The organism is Phenylobacterium sp. 58.2.17 (assembly GCF_026411515.1).
In the GTDB taxonomy this organism is placed as follows: domain Bacteria; phylum Pseudomonadota; class Alphaproteobacteria; order Caulobacterales; family Caulobacteraceae; genus Phenylobacterium.
Window position 1 is genome coordinate 23,554 of record NZ_JAPMTQ010000030.1, and the last position, 17,585, is coordinate 41,138.

The 17,585-nt window shown below is 68.7% G+C and carries 19 protein-coding genes; 10 read left to right on the forward strand and 9 right to left on the reverse strand.

The window, feature by feature from the left end:
- Positions 1-31: 31 nt before the first annotated feature.
- From OUA97_RS16495 to OUA97_RS16505, 3 genes are all read left to right on the forward strand, one after another.
- Positions 32-1,234, forward strand: a complete 1,203-nt coding sequence (locus OUA97_RS16495) for a pyridoxal phosphate-dependent aminotransferase (RefSeq protein ID WP_267233121.1) — start codon at positions 32-34, stop codon at positions 1,232-1,234.
- Positions 1,234-1,761 (forward strand): orotate phosphoribosyltransferase, encoded by a 528-nt coding sequence (pyrE, locus tag OUA97_RS16500; RefSeq protein ID WP_267233122.1) that lies wholly within the window; start codon positions 1,234-1,236, stop codon positions 1,759-1,761. The genes OUA97_RS16495 and pyrE overlap by 1 nt, the downstream gene beginning before the upstream one ends.
- A gap of 148 nt (positions 1,762-1,909) precedes the next feature.
- Complete coding sequence (locus tag OUA97_RS16505) at positions 1,910-4,000, forward strand: Ig-like domain-containing protein (RefSeq protein WP_267233123.1); 2,091 nt, start codon at positions 1,910-1,912, stop codon at positions 3,998-4,000.
- 58 nt (positions 4,001-4,058) lie between these two features.
- Here the strand turns inward: OUA97_RS16505 and OUA97_RS16510 are convergent, their stop codons facing one another.
- Together OUA97_RS16510 and OUA97_RS16515 are read right to left on the reverse strand one after the other, a co-directional pair.
- A complete protein-coding gene (locus OUA97_RS16510; RefSeq protein ID WP_267233124.1) occupies positions 4,059-4,289 on the reverse strand; it encodes a DUF2171 domain-containing protein in 231 nt (76 codons plus the stop codon).
- A gap of 94 nt (positions 4,290-4,383) precedes the next feature.
- A complete protein-coding gene (locus tag OUA97_RS16515) occupies positions 4,384-6,084 on the reverse strand; it encodes a CHASE domain-containing protein (RefSeq protein ID WP_267233125.1) in 1,701 nt (566 codons plus the stop codon).
- A 189-nt stretch (positions 6,085-6,273) separates the two neighbouring features.
- Between OUA97_RS16515 and OUA97_RS16520 the strand changes: the two genes are divergently transcribed.
- The gene (locus OUA97_RS16520; RefSeq protein ID WP_267233126.1) at positions 6,274-6,444 is read left to right on the forward strand and encodes a DUF4169 family protein; all 171 of its coding nucleotides are present in this window, start codon (positions 6,274-6,276) and stop codon (positions 6,442-6,444) included.
- A gap of 102 nt (positions 6,445-6,546) precedes the next feature.
- Here OUA97_RS16520 and OUA97_RS16525 read toward each other — a convergent pair whose 3' ends face one another.
- Positions 6,547-7,329 (reverse strand): Coq4 family protein, encoded by a 783-nt coding sequence (locus OUA97_RS16525; protein ID WP_267233127.1) that lies wholly within the window; start codon positions 7,327-7,329, stop codon positions 6,547-6,549.
- Between the two features lie 117 nt (positions 7,330-7,446).
- Here OUA97_RS16525 and OUA97_RS16530 point away from each other — a divergent pair, with 117 nt between their 5' ends.
- Positions 7,447-7,659: a ribbon-helix-helix domain-containing protein gene (locus OUA97_RS16530; RefSeq protein WP_267233128.1), complete on the forward strand. Its 213-nt coding sequence runs from the start codon at positions 7,447-7,449 to the stop codon at positions 7,657-7,659.
- Here OUA97_RS16530 and OUA97_RS16535 read toward each other — a convergent pair.
- On the reverse strand, positions 7,652-7,861 hold the full coding sequence (locus OUA97_RS16535) for a hypothetical protein (RefSeq protein ID WP_267233129.1): 210 nt from the start codon (positions 7,859-7,861) through the stop codon (positions 7,652-7,654). The genes OUA97_RS16530 and OUA97_RS16535 overlap by 8 nt on opposite strands.
- Positions 7,862-7,864: 3 nt before the next feature.
- Positions 7,865-8,080: a hypothetical protein gene (locus OUA97_RS16540; RefSeq protein WP_267233130.1), complete on the reverse strand. Its 216-nt coding sequence runs from the start codon at positions 8,078-8,080 to the stop codon at positions 7,865-7,867.
- Positions 8,081-8,178: 98 nt separating this feature from the next.
- Here OUA97_RS16540 and OUA97_RS16545 point away from each other — a divergent pair, with 98 nt between their 5' ends.
- The gene (locus OUA97_RS16545) at positions 8,179-10,533 is read left to right on the forward strand and encodes a DUF3553 domain-containing protein (RefSeq protein WP_267233131.1); all 2,355 of its coding nucleotides are present in this window, start codon (positions 8,179-8,181) and stop codon (positions 10,531-10,533) included.
- A 74-nt stretch (positions 10,534-10,607) separates the two neighbouring features.
- Positions 10,608-11,513, forward strand: coding sequence for an alpha/beta fold hydrolase (locus OUA97_RS16550; RefSeq protein ID WP_267233132.1), 906 nt, complete (start codon positions 10,608-10,610; stop codon positions 11,511-11,513).
- On the opposite strand, the gene OUA97_RS16555 is transcribed toward OUA97_RS16550, so the two are convergent.
- Positions 11,510-11,908 carry a hypothetical protein gene (locus OUA97_RS16555; RefSeq protein WP_267233133.1) on the reverse strand — a complete coding sequence of 133 codons (399 nt, stop codon included), beginning with the start codon at positions 11,906-11,908 and terminating at the stop codon, positions 11,510-11,512. The two genes, OUA97_RS16550 and OUA97_RS16555, sit on opposite strands and share 4 nt — an antisense overlap.
- 107 nt (positions 11,909-12,015) lie before the next feature.
- Between OUA97_RS16555 and OUA97_RS16560 the strand changes: the two genes are divergently transcribed.
- Positions 12,016-12,882 (forward strand): 50S ribosomal protein L11 methyltransferase, encoded by an 867-nt coding sequence (locus OUA97_RS16560; RefSeq protein WP_267233134.1) that lies wholly within the window; start codon positions 12,016-12,018, stop codon positions 12,880-12,882.
- Between the two features lie 8 nt (positions 12,883-12,890).
- Here OUA97_RS16560 and OUA97_RS16565 read toward each other — a convergent pair whose 3' ends face one another.
- Positions 12,891-13,451 carry a GNAT family N-acetyltransferase gene (locus OUA97_RS16565; protein ID WP_267233135.1) on the reverse strand — a complete coding sequence of 187 codons (561 nt, stop codon included), beginning with the start codon at positions 13,449-13,451 and terminating at the stop codon, positions 12,891-12,893.
- Positions 13,452-13,654: 203 nt separating this feature from the next.
- Complete coding sequence (locus OUA97_RS16570) at positions 13,655-13,999, reverse strand: GIY-YIG nuclease family protein (RefSeq protein ID WP_267233136.1); 345 nt, start codon at positions 13,997-13,999, stop codon at positions 13,655-13,657.
- A 110-nt stretch (positions 14,000-14,109) separates the two neighbouring features.
- On the opposite strand from OUA97_RS16570, the gene OUA97_RS16575 reads away from it, so the two are divergent.
- Both OUA97_RS16575 and OUA97_RS16580 read left to right on the forward strand, forming a co-directional pair.
- The gene (locus OUA97_RS16575) at positions 14,110-15,279 is read left to right on the forward strand and encodes an MFS transporter (RefSeq protein WP_267233137.1); all 1,170 of its coding nucleotides are present in this window, start codon (positions 14,110-14,112) and stop codon (positions 15,277-15,279) included.
- 37 nt (positions 15,280-15,316) lie between these two features.
- Positions 15,317-17,134, forward strand: a complete 1,818-nt coding sequence (locus tag OUA97_RS16580; RefSeq protein ID WP_267233138.1) for an aminopeptidase P family protein — start codon at positions 15,317-15,319, stop codon at positions 17,132-17,134.
- A 22-nt stretch (positions 17,135-17,156) separates the two neighbouring features.
- Here OUA97_RS16580 and OUA97_RS16585 read toward each other — a convergent pair whose 3' ends face one another.
- The gene (locus tag OUA97_RS16585) at positions 17,157-17,567 is read right to left on the reverse strand and encodes an EVE domain-containing protein (protein WP_267233139.1); all 411 of its coding nucleotides are present in this window, start codon (positions 17,565-17,567) and stop codon (positions 17,157-17,159) included.
- Positions 17,568-17,585 lie beyond the last annotated feature (18 nt).

Genomic DNA, 17,585 nt, shown 5'->3' on the forward strand with positions numbered 1-17,585 from the left:
CCATTCAACCTGCTCCGGGAGTCTGCCCGCCATGTCGCTCGAATCCTCCGCGCTCGCCCGCGTTAAGCCGTCCGCCACCCTGGCGGCGGATGCGAAAGCCCGGGAACTGAAAGCGCAGGGCCGCGACGTGATTTCGCTGGCGGCGGGCGAGCCCGATTTCGACACGCCCGACAACATCAAGGAAGCCGCCATCAAGGCGATCCGCGAGGGCAAGACCAAGTACACCAACGTCGACGGCATTCCCGAGCTGAAGGAAGCCATCGTCGCCAAGTTCCAGCGCGAGAACGGCCTCACCTACAAGACCAGCCAGGTGAACGTCTCGCCCGGCGGCAAGCCGGTGATCTGGAACGCCATGCTCTCGACGCTGAACCCCGGCGACGAGGTGATCATCCCGACGCCGTACTGGGTCAGCTACTGGGACATCGTGCTGCTGGCCGGCGGCACGCCCAAGGCCGTGGCGACTTCGGACGCCACCGGTTTCAAGCTGCAGCCCGCCGACCTGGAAGCGGCGATCACGCCGAAGACCAAGTGGGTGTTCCTGAACTCGCCGTCGAACCCGTCGGGCGCGGCCTACACCAAGGAGGAGCTGCGCGGCATCGCCGACGTGCTGCTGCGCCATCCGCACGTGTGGATTCTGACCGACGACATGTACGAGCACCTGGTGTTCGGCGACTTCCAGTTCTGGACCATCGCCCAGGTCGAGCCGGCGCTCTATGACCGCACCCTGACCATGAACGGGGTCAGCAAGGCCTACGCCATGACCGGCTGGCGGATCGGCTATGCGGCCGGCCCCGAGGCGCTGATCAAGTCGATGGCCAAGGTGATGAGCCAGACGACCTCGAACCCGGCCTCTATCTCGCAATGGGCGGCGGTCGAGGCGCTGAACGGCACGCAGGAGTTCATCAAGCCGAACGCCAAGCTGTTCGAGGCCCGCCGCGACCTGGTGGTCTCGATGCTGAACCAGGCCAACGGCATCGCCTGCCCGACCCCGGAAGGCGCGTTCTACGTCTATCCGTCGGTCGAGAAGCTGCTGGGCAAGACCTCCCCCAGTGGCAAGGTGATCAACAGCGACCAGGACTTCGCCGTTGAACTGCTGGAGCAGGAAGGCGTCTCGGTGGTGTTCGGCGCTGCCTTCGGCCTCTCGCCGTTCTTCCGCATCAGCTACGCGACCTCGAACGCGGTGCTGGAAGACGCCTGCACCCGCATCCAGCGCTTCTGCGCCAACGTGAAGTGATGGACGCCGCCGCACGCCGCGCGCTTGCGGCGGACGTCGACGCCGTGGCGCGCCTGACCGGGACCTTCGTCCTGCGCTCGGGCGCGACCGCGAGCGAGTATTTCGACAAGTACCGGTTCGAGGCCGATCCGCGGCTGCTGTCGCGGATCGCCGCCGCCATGGTCCCGCTCGTCCCAAGCGACGCCGAAGTGCTGGCCGGAGTCGAACTGGGCGGCGTGCCGATCGCTACGGCGATGTCGCTGGCCAGCGGCATGCCCGCCGCCTTCGTGCGCAAGCAGGCCAAGACCTACGGCACCTGCCTGGCGGTGGAGGGCGGCGACCTCACCGGCAAACGCGTGGTCATCGTCGAGGACGTGATCTCCACCGGCGGCGCCGTCCGCGACGCCAAGGCCCGGCTGGACGAAGCCGGCGCGATCACGGTGGCGGTGGTGTGCGCAGTCTGGCGCGCCGATCGCCCGCCCGCCATCGAAGGCCTCGACATCCCGGTCTTCGCGGCCCTGACCCTGGCCGACCTGAAGCCCGCCTGAAGAGTTCGGGCGAAGCTCTGACCGCAGGCCCCGCGCACGGGTCGGGCCCAATCAACAATCAATTAATCGGTCGGAGCGTCTAAGCGACACCCGCCTCGCCTTCTAGTAGGCGCTGGCGGAATTTTACCCATCATAACGAGCATACACTGTGAGCCAGCCCAGCTATTCGAACGCCGTCGGTTACATCGGCGAGCAGTTCGTCACTTTGTATTTCGATGTCGCCCTCGACGTCGGCAATCCGCCGCTGCCAGGCTTCTTCGGCGTTCAGATTAACGGCACGGGCGCTACGGTCACCAGCCTCACCGTCGACGGCGCCGCCAAGACGGTCACCCTGGGCCTCAACTTGCCGCTATTGGCAGGCGACATCGTCGAATTCGTCTACACCGACCCCAGCACCGGCGACGACGTGAGCGCCATTCAGGGCGTAGACGGGATGGACGCCGCCGGCTTCTCTCACGCGATCATCGTCGCCACTACGCGCCCCCCTCCGGCCGCGCCGTCGACCCCGGCGCTGGCCTCCGGCAGCGACAGCGGGGCCCTGGGTGACGACACCACCAACGACACCACCCCGACGGTCACGGGAACCGCAGCGGCGAACGCCACCATCAAGCTCTACGACAGCGACGGGACCACGCTCCTCGGAACGGGGACCGCCGACGGCTCCGGAAATTGGAGCATCACCAGCTCCGCCCTCTCGGAGGGAACCCATACGCTCAAGGCGACCCAAGCCATCGGCGGCGGCGCCAGCGCCCTTTCGGGGGGACGGGTGCTAACCATCGACACCACAGCGCCGGCCAGCCAGAGCATCGCGGTGGTCGGAACCCCCGCGCCGAGCGCCACCACCATGGACCTGACCGTGACCTTTTCGGAGGCCGTCACGGGCGTCGACATCGGCGATTTCAACGTCGACACGACTGGGACGGCGAACGCCGCTCCCACCTCCATCAGCGGCTCGGGAACGACTTACACGGTAACGCTCACGTCGGTCACCGGCGACGGCACGATCCGGCTCGACCTCAAGGGCTTTGGCACTGGAATCCAAGACAAGGCGGGCAATGCGATCACCGGCGGGTACACGGCGGGGGCGGCCATCACCCTCGACCACACGGCGCCCACCGTCGCCAGCATTGTCCCCAACACGGTCGGCCCGACCAACGCCACGACCCTGACCCAGACGCTCACCTTCACGGAGGCCGTCACCGGCTTCGACGCCAACGACCTTTCCATCACCAGGACGGGAACGGCGAACGCCGCCATCGCCTCCGTCAGCGGCTCGGGAACAACCTACACGGTGACCCTGAACGGCGTCTCCGGCGACGGCACGATCCGGCTCGATCTCAAGAGCTCGGGCACGGGCATCACCGACGCGGCGGGCAATGCGATCGCAGGCGGCGCGACGGGAACCGCCGCCACCATCGCCCAGCTCCCTTCCCAGCCCGAGCCGCCCACTCCTCCGCCGACTTTGGGAGGGACCGGCGACGATCGCCTGGATCTGCGCGGCGGCGGGTTCGACCATCTCCCGCACACCTACGCCGGGGGCGCGGGAGCGGACACGGTCTACGGGGGTGACGCCGGGGACACGCTGCAGGGCAACGCCGGCGACGACAGCATCGTGGGCGGCGTCGGCCAGGACCTGATCTATGGCGGCCAGGGCGACGATCGCCTGGACGCCGGCCGCGGGAACGACCTGGCCTTTGGTGATCGTGGCGACGACAGCATCGCCGGGGGCGACGGGAATGACACCCTGAACGGCAACACCGGCGCTGACAGCCTCATCGGCGGGATGGGCGATGACGTGATGCTGGGCGGCCAGGATCACGACCAGCTGGAGGGGGGCGTTGGCGGCGACTTGCTGTTCGGCGATCTCGGAAACGACACCGTGCTGGGCAATACCGGCGCCGACACCATTGTAGGCGGGGCCGGAAACGACGTGCTCCTGGGCGGCAAGGACGACGACCAGCTGGACGGCGGAGACGGCGCGGATGTCCTGTCCGGCGATCTGGGGAACGACACCCTCTCCGGCGGTCTGGGGGCGGACGTCTTTTCCTTCACCAGCGGCGTCGATCACGTCACCGATTTCCGCGCCGCCGACGGCGACCGGGTGCAACTGCAGCCCGGCGCCGCCTACACCCTGGCGCAGGTGGACGAGGACACGGTCATCGACCTCGGCCACGGGAACCAGTTCGTTCTCGACAACGTGCAGCTCTCGTCCCTGCCCGCCGGCTGGATCCTCAGCTGAGCGGGGGAAAAGAAAACGGCCCGGATCGCTCCGGGCCGTCTTCGTCTGAGGCAAGGCTCTAATGCTTCTCGCGCCAGGCCGCCTTTGCCGCATCCTTCGTCAGGTTCAGGCGGACCTTCTCGTCGACCACATCGTCCACCCACGAGAGCGGGATGAGGTGGTGCTTGAGGCCTGAGCCGAGGTCGAGCTTGGCGAGTTCGATGTCGTCGCCGACCAGATGGTCGACTCGGCCAATGTGGCCGCCGTCCGAGCCGATGACTTCCATGTGTTCGCGAATGCCGGGATGCATGGCGCTCTCCTGATCTGGGGTGATTTGGGATCGCACAGGAACGGGCCGGCGGCCGCCCGGTTTCAGCTTGGCAGGAGATAAAGCCGACCGCGCCCTACGCCGCAGACCCGAGGTCGAGGATGTCCTCCTCCGCGCCGGCGGCCGGCAGGGTGAAGACGATCGTGCAGACGACGCCGTCGCGCGCAAAATCGAGGTCGACCACGCCGTCGAGCTGGTGCGCCAGCCCGCCGACGATGACCCGGGTGCCGAATCCCCGACGGTCCGGCGGCGTCACGGGCGGGCCGCCGCTTTCGCGCCAGACGATCCGGATCTGGCGCGGACCGGACCCCGGCGCCAGCGTCCAGGTGACCTGCACGCGGCCGTCATGGTTGGAGAGCGCTCCATACTTCACGGCATTGGTCGCCAGCTCGTGGAACGCCATGCCGAGGGCGACGGCGGTGTTGGGCGGCAACCAGACCGCCTCGCCGGTGACGATCACCCGTTCCCCGTGGTCGCCATCATACGGACTGAGCTCGCTGGCGATGAGTTCGGCGAGACTGACGCCGGTCCAGTTGTCGCGCGTCAGCAGGTTATGGGCCTGGGAGAGCGCGATCAGCCGGGCCTCGAAGCTCTTGCGCACGCTGTTCACGTCGGCGCCGTGCCGCAGGCTCTGGGCGGCGATCGACTGCACCGTGGCCAGGGTGTTCTTCACCCGATGATTCAGCTCGTCGAGCAGCAGCTTCTGGCGGGCCTCGGCGGCGATGCGCGCCACGATCTCGCGCTCGGCGGCCAGCCGCGCCTTCACCTGCCGCCAGGTCGCCAGGCTGACCAGCGTGGTCGCCAGCAGCCCGCCGACGATGAAGGCCAGCGTCACCCAGCGGTCGGCCCCGTGGTCATAGTCGGTGCGCGCGCGATAGATGATGGTCCAGGTCCGCCCGGCGATGTCGAGCGTCCGGGTCGCGACCAGGCCGCCGCGCTGGGCCGCCGCGTCCGGCGACTGGTTAAGCAGGGTGGCGACCGACGGCGCGCCGTCATAAACCGCGTAGTCGAGTCCGGCGCTCTTGGCCGCCGGCAGGACGCTGGCCAACAGGTCGCCGGCCTGGAACGGGGCGTAGACGAAGCCCATCAGAAGCTCGCGCCGGGCGGCGACTGTGCTTGGGACCTCTCCGCCGTGATAGACAGGTTCGTAGATCAGGAAGCCGGCCTGGCGATTGGCCTCAATCTCCTCGACCGCCTCTACCTTGCCCGAGAGGGCCGGCAGGCCGGTGTCGCGGGCGCGGTCCATCGCCTCTCGGCGCACCGGGAAGGCGTACATGTTGAAGCCGAGCGCGCGCCGGTTCACGAAATCCATCGGTTCCAAATAGACGATGGCGTAAAGCTCGCCTTCCGCCGAGGGACGCAGGGGCGCGTCCGGCACCCCCTCCGCGCGCATGTAGGCGGCCAACCCCGCTTCGCCACCGGCCGGCGCCCGTACGGTGTAGCCGATGCCCTGGATGCCCGGATAACGGCGCGTCAGTTCGACTCGTCGGGCGAAGGCGCGAAACTCGGCGGCGCTGACGTCCTCGCTGGCCGCGAACAGCCCGGCCCCGGCCCGCAGCACGGCCATGTAGGTGTCCAGACGATTGGCGACGGCCTCGTTGGCCTGGTCGACGATGGCGTCGAAACGCAAGCTCTCGCGCGCTTGCCGCCCCTGCTCCATCATATAGGTCCCGGCCAAGGTGGCGACGAGCCCGACCGCCGCCACGATCGCGGGCCAAGTCAGGACCGGCCACCCCCGCACCCGCTCTATCAGTCTCTCGCGAAAGCTGGCCGCCACGGCGTCATCCGATCCTAGCCGAGATCAACGCCTTAGCTCCGAATAGGAGCCCAGAAAAGAACGCCGTTATCAAGTATGGGCGGCGGCGAGACATGAACAGCCCCAACCTGACACCACACGCCTGAGGGCGTATCGTCGGCGGGCGCAGCACTTCAGGGCCGGGAGCCGGGAGGACCGATGAGCAACGTCGTGAACCTGAACAAGGCCCGCAAGGCGCGTGACCGCGCCCGCGCACGCGAGCAGGCGCGGGAGAACCGCGTCAGGTTCGGCCGCACCAAGGCCGACAAGGATCTGACCAGCGCCGAGTTGCAGAAGTCTGAGCAAGCCCTTGACGGCGCGAAGCTCGACAAACCTGAATAGACCAAGGGCGTGGGTGGGGAAGGCTCGACACTCCCCCACCCGCCCGGCGCTGTCCCCAGCGCCGCCGGCGCGCCGTCCCCCCGGATCGGCGCGCTGGACCTGTTACATCCGGGCCGGCACCGCGTCGTTGCGGGCCTCGACCGGGATGGATTCGTAGATCGTCGCCGGGGTGATGCCGAGACGCTTGCGGGCGGCGTCCAGCGGCTCGGCCATCAGGCGCTCGTAGTCCTCGCCCAGCAGCCAGGCGGCGGCCTTACCGCGCTTGTAGCCCTGCCAGATCGCCTTGTTGTACGGATAGTTCGCGCCCCGCGAGCGCGAGGCCGCGCCCAGCGCAATCAGCGCCCAGCCCAGCCCCTTGGTCTGGGCATAGGAGAACGCGACCAGGCACGCCTCGCCCAGGCCGTCGCGATGGTATCCCGACAGGATGTGCCAGATGTCGTGCACGTCGCGGGTCCGGCGCCCCATCCAGGCGTAGGGATGCTGGATGTCGACCTCGCTGCCCTCGATGCGGCTGACCTCGGCCAGTCCCTCGGCCGACAATTGTTCAGAGCGGATGAACTCGCGATAGGCCGCGCCGACGCTGCCGGCCGGCAGCGAGTCGAGCCAGGCGTCGTCCATCAGACGATCGGCGAACTCCTGTCTCTCATAGGCGATGCGGCCGCCTTGGGTGGTGGTCAGCAGGCGCCGGTAGCACGCGGCGGTCGAGGTGCCGTTGAGCGCGCGCATGATCTCGAACACCTGGCCGGTGTCTTCCTTGTCGTTCAGCAGCCGCTGCAGGGCCTTCAGGGCCGCGCCCCATTGCAGCCTGGGCTTCGGCAGCCGTGCGTTCGCCGGCGGGGCCTCGCGGTAGGCGGGGGCGTCGAGAGCGTCGGCGGTCATAGCCATGGCGAAAGCCTTCAATGCGAACAACGTTTGGATCGAAAATGACGCACGCGTCATCTTTTTGCAAGATAACAAAGGAATGCTTGGATGCAACGTGGCGCCTGGGCCACAACTCCTCCCATGGCTTCCTTGAAGAAACGTTCGATCCTGCTGTCCGGGCACGCGACCTCGATGGCGCTGGAGCCGGAGTTCTGGGCGGTAATGGACGAGATGGCCTCGGCGCGCGGCGTCACCCTGGCCGTGCTGATCGCCCAGATCGATGAAAGCCGGGGCGAGCGGCCGCTAGCCTCCGCTTGCCGGGTCGCCGCCCTCGCCTACGCCCGGGCTAGGTGACGGGGCGGGCGTCCGGCGACGATGCCGGCTTGGCGCTGTCGGGCAGGACTAGGTCGGGCGCCGGCGCGCTCACGCCCTCCGCATGCGGACTGAGCGCCCGCATGGCGAACATGAAACCCAGAACCAGCAGGAAGCCAATCACGGCCCACAGGAACAGCGGAATGGGTTTGCGGCGGGGCGGTGGCAAGTCGTCGTCGCTCACGGTCTATTTCGGGGTTGGCAGCGGCGCGTCGGGAATCCTCGGCGCGTCGGGCAAGGATGGCGGCCGCGGGACGTTGATGTCCACATCGATCGACCTGGGCAGTTCGGCATCGGCCTGGCGGCTGATGACTGCATAGCCGATGACCCCGATTCCCAGGACCAGCGCCCCGATCAGGATCGCCAGCCACACCAGCGTACTTGAGCCCGATCGATCGGCCATGGTCACCTCCCTGGCTCTCATGGTCGGGGTGGAGAACGAACGCTGGCGACAGCGGTTCCGGGCTTAAGCCGCGCGCGCCGTGTGCTACATATGTTCCAATGTCCTCGCCTGAATCATTCGACAACCCGTTCGACGACGCCCTGCCCGTCCCCCGTGTCAGCGACTTGGCTCGGGTGCGCGGTCCCGACTACCTGAACGGCCTGAACCCCGAGCAGCGCGCCGCGGTCGAGGCGACCGAGGGGCCAGTGCTGGTGCTGGCCGGCGCGGGCACCGGCAAGACGCGGGTGCTGACCACGCGGCTGGCGCACATCCTGGCCACTGGCCGGGCCAAGCCGTGGGAACTGCTGGTCGTCACCTTCACCAACAAGGCGGCCAAGGAGATGCGCGAGCGCATCACCCACATCATCGGCCCGTCCGCCGAGGGCCTGCGCTGGCTGGGCACCTTCCACTCCGTCGCCGCCCAGATCCTGCGCCGCAACGCCGAGCTGGTCGGCCTGAAGTCGAACTTCACCATTCTGGACACCGACGACCAGGAACGGCTGATCAAGCAGGTGCTGGAGGCCGAGAACGTCGACGCCAAGCGCTGGACGCCCAAGGCCCTGGCCGGAATGATCGACCACTGGAAGAACCGCGGCTGGACGCCCGACCGCCTGCCGGCCGGCGAAGGCATGGAGTTCGCCAACGGCAAGGGGGCGAAGCTGTACAGCCTCTACCAGGAGCGGATGCGGGTGCTGAACGCCTGCGACTTCGGCGATCTGCTGCTGCACAACCTGACCATCTTCATGGCCAATCCGGACGTGCTCGCCGACTTCCACGAGCGCTTCAAGTACGTGCTGGTCGACGAGTATCAGGACACCAACGTCGCCCAGTACCTGTGGCTGCGGTTGCTGGCCCAAAAGCGGCAGAACGTCTGCTGCGTCGGCGACGACGACCAGTCGATCTATGGCTGGCGCGGGGCCGAGGTGGACAACATCCTGCGGTTCGAGCGCGACTTCCCTGGCGCCACGGTGATCCGGCTGGAGCGCAACTACCGCTCGACCAGCCACATCCTGGCGGCCGCCTCCGGGCTGATCCGGGCCAACAAGGGCCGGCTCGGAAAGACGCTGTGGACCGAGCAGAACGGCGGCGAGAAGGTCGTGGTGCGTGGGGTCTGGGACGGCGAGGCCGAGAGCCGGCTGATCGCCGAGGAGATCGAGCGGGCCAAGAAGGGCGGGACCGAGAAGGACCCGCGCAACTATCGCGACATCGCCATCCTCGTGCGCGCCTCGTTCCAGATGCGGGCCTTCGAAGAGCGCTTCGTGATGCTGCAGATCCCCTACACGGTGGTCGGCGGCCCGCGGTTCTTCGAGCGGGCGGAAATCCGCGACGCCCACGCGTACCTCAGACTCATCCAGTCGCCGGACGACGACCTGGCCTTCGAACGGATCGTCAACGTGCCCAAGCGCGGCATCGGCGACACCACGGTCCGGAAGCTGCTGCAGATCGCCCGCGTGAACGGCGTGCCGGTCATGCAGGCCGCGCGCGAGGCGGTGCAGACCGACGAGCTGGCGGCGCGCACGCGCACGGCGCTGTCGAACTTCCTGCGCGACCTCGACCGCTGGCGCGGCCAGGCCCAGGCCATCCATCATTCGCGCCTGACCGAGCAGGTGCTGGAGGAGAGCGGCTATACCGACGCCCTGCGCCTGGACAAGACGCCGACCGCCCAGACCCGGCTGGAGAACCTGAAGGAACTGGTCCAGTCGATGCAGGCCTTCGACACGCTCGAGAGCTACCTGGAACACGTGTCGCTGGTGATGGACATGGACCGCGGCCCGCAGGCCGACGCCGTCCAGATCATGACCCTGCACTCGGCCAAGGGGCTGGAGTTCCCGCTGGTCTTCCTGCCGGGCTGGGAGGAAGGGGTGTTCCCATCCCAGCGCAGCATGGACGAGAAGGGCGAGAAGGGCCTCGAGGAGGAACGGCGGCTAGCCTATGTCGGCATTACCCGCGCCCGTGAGGAAGCGCGGATTTCCTTTGTCGCAAACCGCCAGGTCTACGGCCGCTGGACCAGCCAGCTGCCCAGCCGCTTCGTCGACGAACTGCCGCTGGAGAACGTCGAGGCCAGCTCCGAGACCGGCTACTACGGCGGCGGGCCCGGCATGCAACAGCAGCACGGCAGCCGCTGGGACGCGAGCCCGACCTTCGGCGCGGGCTATTCCAGCCCCGGCTGGAAGCGCGCCCAAGAACGGAACTTCCACGGCAGCCATCCCGGCCGCGGCGCGGTGATCGAGGGCGAAGGCCGGCTGGTGGTCTCCGAATCCTCGGCCGCCAGCGACTTCAAGCGCGGCCAGCGGGTGTTCCACCAGAAGTTCGGCTACGGGCAGGTAAAGTCGGTGGACGGCAACAAGCTGACGGTCGCCTTCGACAAGGCCGGCGACAAGAAGGTCATCGACAGCTTCGTCGAGAAGGCCTGAGGCGCGGGCGGCCTTGCCGCCGCCCCTGCCCTGCTTCAGGTTGCTCCCAACAACGCGCCTGGGAGGGCCCCTTCATGCCGACGATCACCGCCAACGGGATTGCGCTCTATTACGAGGACCATGGTCCGGCCGACGGCGACGTCATCCTGCTGATCATGGGTCTGGGCGCGCAGATGACCCGCTGGCCGGTCGGCTTCATCGAGCTGCTGACCGCGAACGGTCATCGGGTCGTCGCCTATGATAACCGCGACTGCGGCCTGTCGCACAGGTTCGACGACCTCGGCCCGGCCGACATGCCGGGGCTCTACGCCTCGCTGATGAAGGGCGAAAAGCCGAACGCGCCCTACCTGGTGTCGGACATGGCGGCCGACGCGGTCGGCCTGCTGGACGCCCTGGGGATCAAGCGGGCGCATGTGGTCGGCGCCTCGATGGGCGGAATGATCGCCCAGATGGTCGCCGCCGAGCATCCGCAGCGGGTGCTGACCCTGACCTCGATCATGTCGACGACCGGCAATCCGGCCGTGCCGCCGGCCACAGCCGAGGCGTCCAAGCGCCTGACCGGCGTCGCGCCAGACCCCAAGGCCGATCTCGAGGCCTTCCTCGACTACGGCATGGCCAGCGCCAAGGTGATCGGCAGCCCCGGCTATCCGGTCGCCGACGTCGAACAACGCGCGCAACTTCTCGCCGACTATCAGCGCGCCTTCTATCCGGTCGGTGTTTCGCGCCAGATGGCCGCCATCGTCGCCAGCGGCGACCGGCGCAAGGCGCTCGCGACCATCACAGCCCCGACCGTAGTGATCCATGGCGCCGACGATCCGCTGGTGCAGGTGCAGGGGGGCGAGGACACCGCCGCGACGATTCCGGGCGCGGAACTGCACATCATCCCCGGGATGGGCCACAACCTGCCCCGGGGACTTTGGAAGTCGGTCGCCGACCTGATCGAGCGGGCGACCCAGAAGGCCGGCGTCGGAGCCGCCTAGCTCCGCGCGCGGGCCCTCAGCAGCTTCGCCGACAGCACGCCCAGGCCGGCCACGACCGCGATCGCCCCGCCGACGATCGCGGCGATGCCGGCCGTCTGGCGCACATGCGCCTGGGTCGAGGCGTTCTCGGCCGCCGCTTTCAGCGCCGGCGGCTGCACCTCGTGGGCGACGGCGCGCTTGAGCGAGACCATGCCTTCGCCGACCGCCGAGACGCGCCAGCCGTGGTCGAGCCAGGCCTTCTGGTGCGGCTTGTCGGTTCCGATCCACCAGGCCGGCTGCTTGGCCGCCTTCGGCAAGGAGGCGCCCAGCACCATCTCGACCTCGGCGAAGCTCGCGCGCCAGTCGTCCTCGGCGCGTTGGGCGAGAAAGTCCGAGAGGGGGCTGTACTTGCTCATGGGCGAAACCTCGTCACTGGATGCGACATGATGGCACGGCGCGGCGCGGAACTGAAACCCGCCCATGCCCCCTCGCCTTTCGCGCGCCCAGCCTCTAAACGGCGCGCATGAGCCAAGACGCCGTTCAGATCATCTCCCGCGGCCCGCGCGCCGTGGCCGAAGCCGCCGCCGAAGCGATCGACGCCAATCCGCTGCTGGAAGGGGCGACCTATTCGATCCTGGAAGAGGACGAGGACCGTAACGTCTGGCGGATCGACGCCTTCCCGACCACGACCGAAGAAGCCGACGGCCTGGTCGCCGCCCTGGCCGAATTCCCCGACATGAAGACGGTGGTCGAGAAGCTCGCCGACGCCGACTGGCTGGCCATGGCGCTGTCGGGCCTGCCGCCGGTGCGTGCGGGCCGGTTCTTCGTGTTCGGCGCCCACGACAAGGGCCGCGCCCCGACCAACGCTGTGAACCTGCGCATCGAAGCCGGCGCGGCCTTCGGCACGGGCCACCACGGCACCACCGTCGGCTGCCTGATCGCCTACAACGACCTGATCAAGTCGCGCCGCTTCGACAAGGTGCTGGACGTCGGCGCCGGCACCGGCGTGCTGGCCATCGCGGCAGCCCTGACCGGCAGCAAACTTGCGGTCGGCACCGACATCGACGGGCCGTCGGTGCGGATTTCCAACGAGAACGCCAAGCTCAACAAGTCGACCGCCCGCTTCGTCCACGCCTCGGGTCTCGGCCACCGGCTAGTGGCGCAGGCCGCGCCGTACGACCTGGTGTTCGCCAACATTCTGGCGCCGCCGCTGGTGGCCCTCTCGCAGGACATCAAGACAGCGCTGAAGCCGGGCGGCTTTGCGATCCTCTCGGGCCTGCTGCGCACCCAGGAACGCCGAGTGTTGGCAGCCTACCTGTCCAAGGGCTTCCGTCTGCACCGGCGCATTCACCGCGACGCCTGGGCGACGCTGGTCCTGCGCCGGGCCTGACGGCCGGGCTAGGCGGCGCGCGCGCGCCATTCCGACGCCAGGACGGCGTAGAGATAGGTGTCGCGCCAACCGCCGTCGCGTGACGGCTGGTTCTGGCGGATCGTGCCCTCACGGCGCATGCCGAGCTTGTCCATGATGGCGTAGGAGCCGGCGTTGCGGGTGTCGCAGGTCGCCCACAGTCGGTGCACGCCGAGCGCCTCGAACGCGTGCGCGGCCAGGGCATGCGCGGCCTCGTAGCCGTAGCCCCGCCGCCACCAGGGGCTGCCGAAGCTGTAGCCGATATCGGCGTTGTGGTGCGGCCAGAGCCCAAGCCGGATCGAACCGATCACGGTTCCGCTGTCGAGGTGCTGCACCGCCAGGCCGATGTGGGTGCGCGGGCTCGCCTGCGCGCGTTCGATCTCCTCACCCAGGAAGACCCTGGTCTGCTCCAGAGTGTTGGGACCCCAGTCCATGTAGCGGACGGTCGCGTCGTCGCAGGCGTAGGCATGGACGTCGTCGAGATCGTCCGGGGTGAATTCGCGCAGCAGCAGGCGTTCGGTGCGGAGGCTATAGGGGGGTGTCGGATCCATGAGGCGTTCCTTTCGAGGGTTGGTCCGCTCGGCAGGAGATCGCTTGCATCGCCATCGACCCCGGCCGTCTGCGGCGGGGTCGGCGTTCGTTCGCTGGGAAGTCTAACCCACGCGAAGACGCACGGCCCCGGGGGGACCGTTCGAATTCGAGAGGGCGCAGGCGCGATGCATAGCGGCGTTATGCGCCACGGCCTGTCCCGCGTCTAGATCGCCGACTGGGCGGAAAGCTCGGCGCGCCAGTGGCGTTCGCGTTCCTTCAGCCAGGTGTCGCGGCCGATCGGGCCGAGGTCCTCGTCCTGCAACTGTTCGAGGATGACGAACTCGAATCCGGCCTCGCCGCCGGCGGCGTTGTAGGCGCCCTGCATGGCCTTGTTGCGATGGCTGCCCAGGCGCAACGAGAACAGCGAGGAGTTGCGCTGGCCGTCGAGATTGCGCGAGGCGCCGACGAAGGTCTCGCCGGTCGACAGGCTGCGCAGCGCAAAGATCCCCACCGGGACCTTGCGTTCCTTGTACTGGCGTACGGCGTCACGGCGGCTGCTCTTGTCCATACAGACCCAATGGCCCGACCAAGCGGTTCGAGTCAATTATATCCGGGTAAATTATTTGAACCGCCGCACCGGCCGACTCCCCTTAGGCGTCAGGATCAAGGAGGCCGGACATGCAGGCGCCAGCCATCACTCCCCGCCGCGCGGTCTGGACCTTGGGCGTGACGCAGCTGATTGGCTACGGCTGCACCAGCTATCTGCCCGCCACCCTGGCCAAGGCCCAGGCGAGCTCGCTGGGCGTCTCCACAGCCTTTGTATTCGGCGCCTACTCCGGCGGCCTGCTGATCTCGGCCCTGCTCGGACCAGCGGCCGGTAGGGCTGTAGATCGGCATGGCGCGCGGCGGCCGCTGGCCCTGGGCAGTCTGGTGCTGACTCTGGCCCTCATCGGCATGGCGGCGGCGCAGGACGGCGTTCAGCTGGCGTTGGCCTGGCTGGTGCTCGGCGCGGGGATGGCGCTGGCCCTCTACGACATCGCCTTCGCCGGGCTGGTCGGCTGGTTCGGCCAGGACGCCCGGCGTTCGATCACCGGAGTGACGCTGATCGCCGGCTTCGCCAGCACCATCGCCTGGCCGCTGTCGGCCTGGATGGAGGGCGCCTACGGCTGGCGCGCCACCGCCCTGTTCTGGGCGGCGACCAACCTGCTGATCGCCCTGCCCCTGCACTGGACCCTGCCGCGCCCGATGGAGCCGGCGAGCGCCGCCCATGCCGCTCCGGGAGACGTGGACACGCCCGAGCCTGGGGCCGCGCTGAAGATGGCGTTGCTGGCCACGGCGCTGGCGGTGATGGCCGGGGTCGGCTCGGTGATGGCCGCGCACCTGCCGCCCCTGCTGATCGGACTGGGGGCTAGCGCCACGGCCGCCATCGCCGCCGGGATGTTGGTCGGCCCGGCCCAGGTGGCGGCCCGGCTGGGCGAGTTCTTCCTGGTCCGGCGCATCCACCCGCTGGTCTCAGCCCGGGTCGCCGTGTCGATGTTCCCGGCCGGAGCGGCGCTGCTGTTGCTGCTGGGACCGCTGGCCGCCGCACCGTTCGCCGCGCTCTACGGCGCGGGCAACGGCCTCTTCACGATCGTGCGCGGCACCCTGCCGCTCGTGCTGTTCGGCAGCCGCAACTATGGACGCCGGTTGGGAATGCTCAGCGTGCCGTCCCGGCTGATCGGGGCCGTCGCCCCGCTGATCTTCGCCCTCGGAATGGAACGCTCTCCGCAGATGTCGCTGTGGGTGTTGATCATCGCCTGCCTGGGCGCGCTAGGCTGTCTCTTGGTCCTGCGCAAACCCGCCGCCTAGGGTGGCGCAGGGGCTGCCGCGGGACTAAGTTCGCGCCATGCGTCAGACCTTTGATGAAACCACCGATCCGTCCTTCGGCCCGAAGCACGTCCCCCTGATCCGCGCGGCGATGAAGGCGCAAGGCCTGGATGGTTTCCTGGTGCCCCACGAGGACGAACACCAGAACGAATACCTGCCCGAGGCCAATGATCGGCTCGGCTGGGCGACCGGCTTCACCGGCTCGGCCGGGGCCGCGGTGATCCTGGCCGACAAGGCCGCGATCTTCGTCGACGGCCGCTACACCCTGCAGGTCCGCGACCAGGTGGACGCCGCGACCTTCGAAATCCGCGATCTCGTGGAAGGCGGCGTGCCGGCCTATCTTGAGACCGCGACCGCCAAGGGCCAGCTGATTGGCTACGACCCGCGCCTGCACTCGCCCGACGCCTTGGAGCGCCTGAAGGCCGCCGCGGCCAAGGCCGGTGCGGAGCTGAAGCCGGTCGCCGCCAATCCGCTGGACGAGGCCTGGGGCGCCGCGCGCCCGGCCCAGCCGACCGCGCCGGTCATCCCGCATGCGCTGGAGCATGCGGGCGAGGAATCCTCGGCCAAGCGCAACCGCATCGGCCAGGTCCTGGCAGGCAAGAACGCCGACGCCACGGTGCTGACCGCGCCGTCGTCCATCGCCTGGCTGTTCAACGTGCGCGGCGGCGACGTCATCCGCTCGCCCCTGCCGCTCGGCCAGGCGATCCTGAACCAGGACGGCACGGCGCGGCTGTTCCTCGATCCGGTCAAGGTCTCGCCCGAGCTGCGCGCCTGGCTGGGTAACGAGGTGCGCCTGGAGACGCCCGACGACCTGCCCGCCGCTCTCGGCGAGCTCAAGGGCAAGCGCGTGCTGGTCGACCCGGGCCAATCGTCGGCCTGGTACTTCGACACCCTCGCCCAGGCCGGCGCCGAGGTCGTGCGCAGCGAGGACCCCTGCGCCCTCCCGCGGGCCTGCAAGAACCCGGTGGAGATCGCCGGCGCGCGCGAAGCCCACGCCCGCGACGGCGTCGCCGTGACCCGTTTCCTGCACTGGGTGGCCACCGAGGGGCAGAGCCGCACGATCGACGAGGTCGAGGTGGTCACCCGGCTGGAAGGCTTCCGCCAGGACACCGGCGCGCTGAAGGACCTGTCGTTCGACACCATCGCCGGCGCAGCGTCGAACGGCGCCATCGTGCACTATCGGCCGACCACGCGGCTCAACAAGCAGGCCCAGCCGGGCTCGCTGCTGCTGGTCGATTCCGGCGCGCAGTACCTCGACGGCACCACCGACATCACCCGCACGGTCGCCATCGGCGAGCCCAACCAGGAGATGCGTGAACGCTTCACCCTGGTGCTGAAGGGCCACCTGGCCCTGGCGGCGATCCGCTTCCCGGCCGGCACCACAGGCTCGGCCCTGGACGCCCTGGCCCGTGCGCCGCTGTGGATGGTCGGCCTCGACTACGATCACGGCACCGGCCACGGCGTCGGCTCTTACCTCGGCGTGCACGAAGGCCCGCAGCGGATATCCAAGCTGCCCAACTTCGTGGCCCTGCGGCCCGGCATGATCGTGTCGAACGAGCCTGGCTACTACAAGGAAGGCGCCTACGGCATCCGGATCGAGAACCTGCAGTTCGTCACCGAGCCGTCGGCCATTCCCGGCGGCGAGCGCGAGATGCTGGGGTTCGAGACCCTGACCTTGGCGCCGATGGACCGCCGGTTGATCGTGGTCGAGCTGCTGACGCCGCAAGAGCGCGCCCAGATGGACGCCTATCACGCACGGGTGCTGGCGGTGGTCGGCCCGCGGATCGAGCAGCCTGAAGTCCGCGCCTGGCTCGAGGCGGCCTGCGCGCCGCTCTGAGGATCGGCCAGATGAGCGGGGGCTACTCCCCCGCCATCTTCAGGATCGTCGCCCACTCGGCGTCGCTGACCGGCGAAACCGACAGCCGCCCCTGGCGCAGCATGGCCATCTCCGAAAGCGCAGGATTGGCCTTCATGTCCGCCAGGGTGACGGACGTCTTCAGCTTGCGCACGGGGGTCAGTTCGACGGCGACGAACTTGCCGGTCGGATCGCTGGCGTCGGGGAAAGCCTCCTTGGCGACCTGGGCGATCGCCACCACGTCCTTGCCCGCCTGGGAGTGGTAGAAGAACACTTGGTCGCCGACCTTCATCGATTTCAGATGCGAGGCGGCCGCGAAGTTGCGCACCCCGTCCCAGGTCGTGCGCCCGTCCCGCTCGAGGTCGGCATAGGAATAGGTGTCCGGTTCGGACTTCACGAGCCAGTGCGACGCCACAACGATCCTCCTTGTGCC

Excerpts from the sequence above, each read along its gene's own strand:
- OUA97_RS16495 (WP_267233121.1), top strand. The coding sequence starts at position 32 with ATGTCGCTCGAATCCTCCGCGCTCGCCCGCGTTAAGCCGTCCGCCACC.
- OUA97_RS16530 (WP_267233128.1), top strand. The coding sequence starts at position 7,447 with ATGGCTTCCTTGAAGAAACGTTCGATCCTGCTGTCCGGGCACGCGACC.
- OUA97_RS16550 (WP_267233132.1), top strand. The coding sequence starts at position 10,608 with ATGCCGACGATCACCGCCAACGGGATTGCGCTCTATTACGAGGACCAT.
- OUA97_RS16525 (WP_267233127.1), bottom strand. The coding sequence starts at position 7,329 with ATGGCTATGACCGCCGACGCTCTCGACGCCCCCGCCTACCGCGAGGCC.
- OUA97_RS16555 (WP_267233133.1), bottom strand. The coding sequence starts at position 11,908 with ATGAGCAAGTACAGCCCCCTCTCGGACTTTCTCGCCCAACGCGCCGAG.
- OUA97_RS16580 (WP_267233138.1), top strand. The coding sequence starts at position 15,317 with ATGCGTCAGACCTTTGATGAAACCACCGATCCGTCCTTCGGCCCGAAG.
- OUA97_RS16570 (WP_267233136.1), bottom strand. The coding sequence starts at position 13,999 with ATGGACAAGAGCAGCCGCCGTGACGCCGTACGCCAGTACAAGGAACGC.
- OUA97_RS16510 (WP_267233124.1), bottom strand. The coding sequence starts at position 4,289 with ATGCATCCCGGCATTCGCGAACACATGGAAGTCATCGGCTCGGACGGC.
- OUA97_RS16560 (WP_267233134.1), top strand. The coding sequence starts at position 12,016 with ATGAGCCAAGACGCCGTTCAGATCATCTCCCGCGGCCCGCGCGCCGTG.
- OUA97_RS16565 (WP_267233135.1), bottom strand. The coding sequence starts at position 13,451 with ATGGATCCGACACCCCCCTATAGCCTCCGCACCGAACGCCTGCTGCTG.
- OUA97_RS16545 (WP_267233131.1), top strand. The coding sequence starts at position 8,179 with ATGTCCTCGCCTGAATCATTCGACAACCCGTTCGACGACGCCCTGCCC.
- OUA97_RS16540 (WP_267233130.1), bottom strand. The coding sequence starts at position 8,080 with ATGGCCGATCGATCGGGCTCAAGTACGCTGGTGTGGCTGGCGATCCTG.
- pyrE (WP_267233122.1), top strand. The coding sequence starts at position 1,234 with ATGGACGCCGCCGCACGCCGCGCGCTTGCGGCGGACGTCGACGCCGTG.
- OUA97_RS16575 (WP_267233137.1), top strand. The coding sequence starts at position 14,110 with ATGCAGGCGCCAGCCATCACTCCCCGCCGCGCGGTCTGGACCTTGGGC.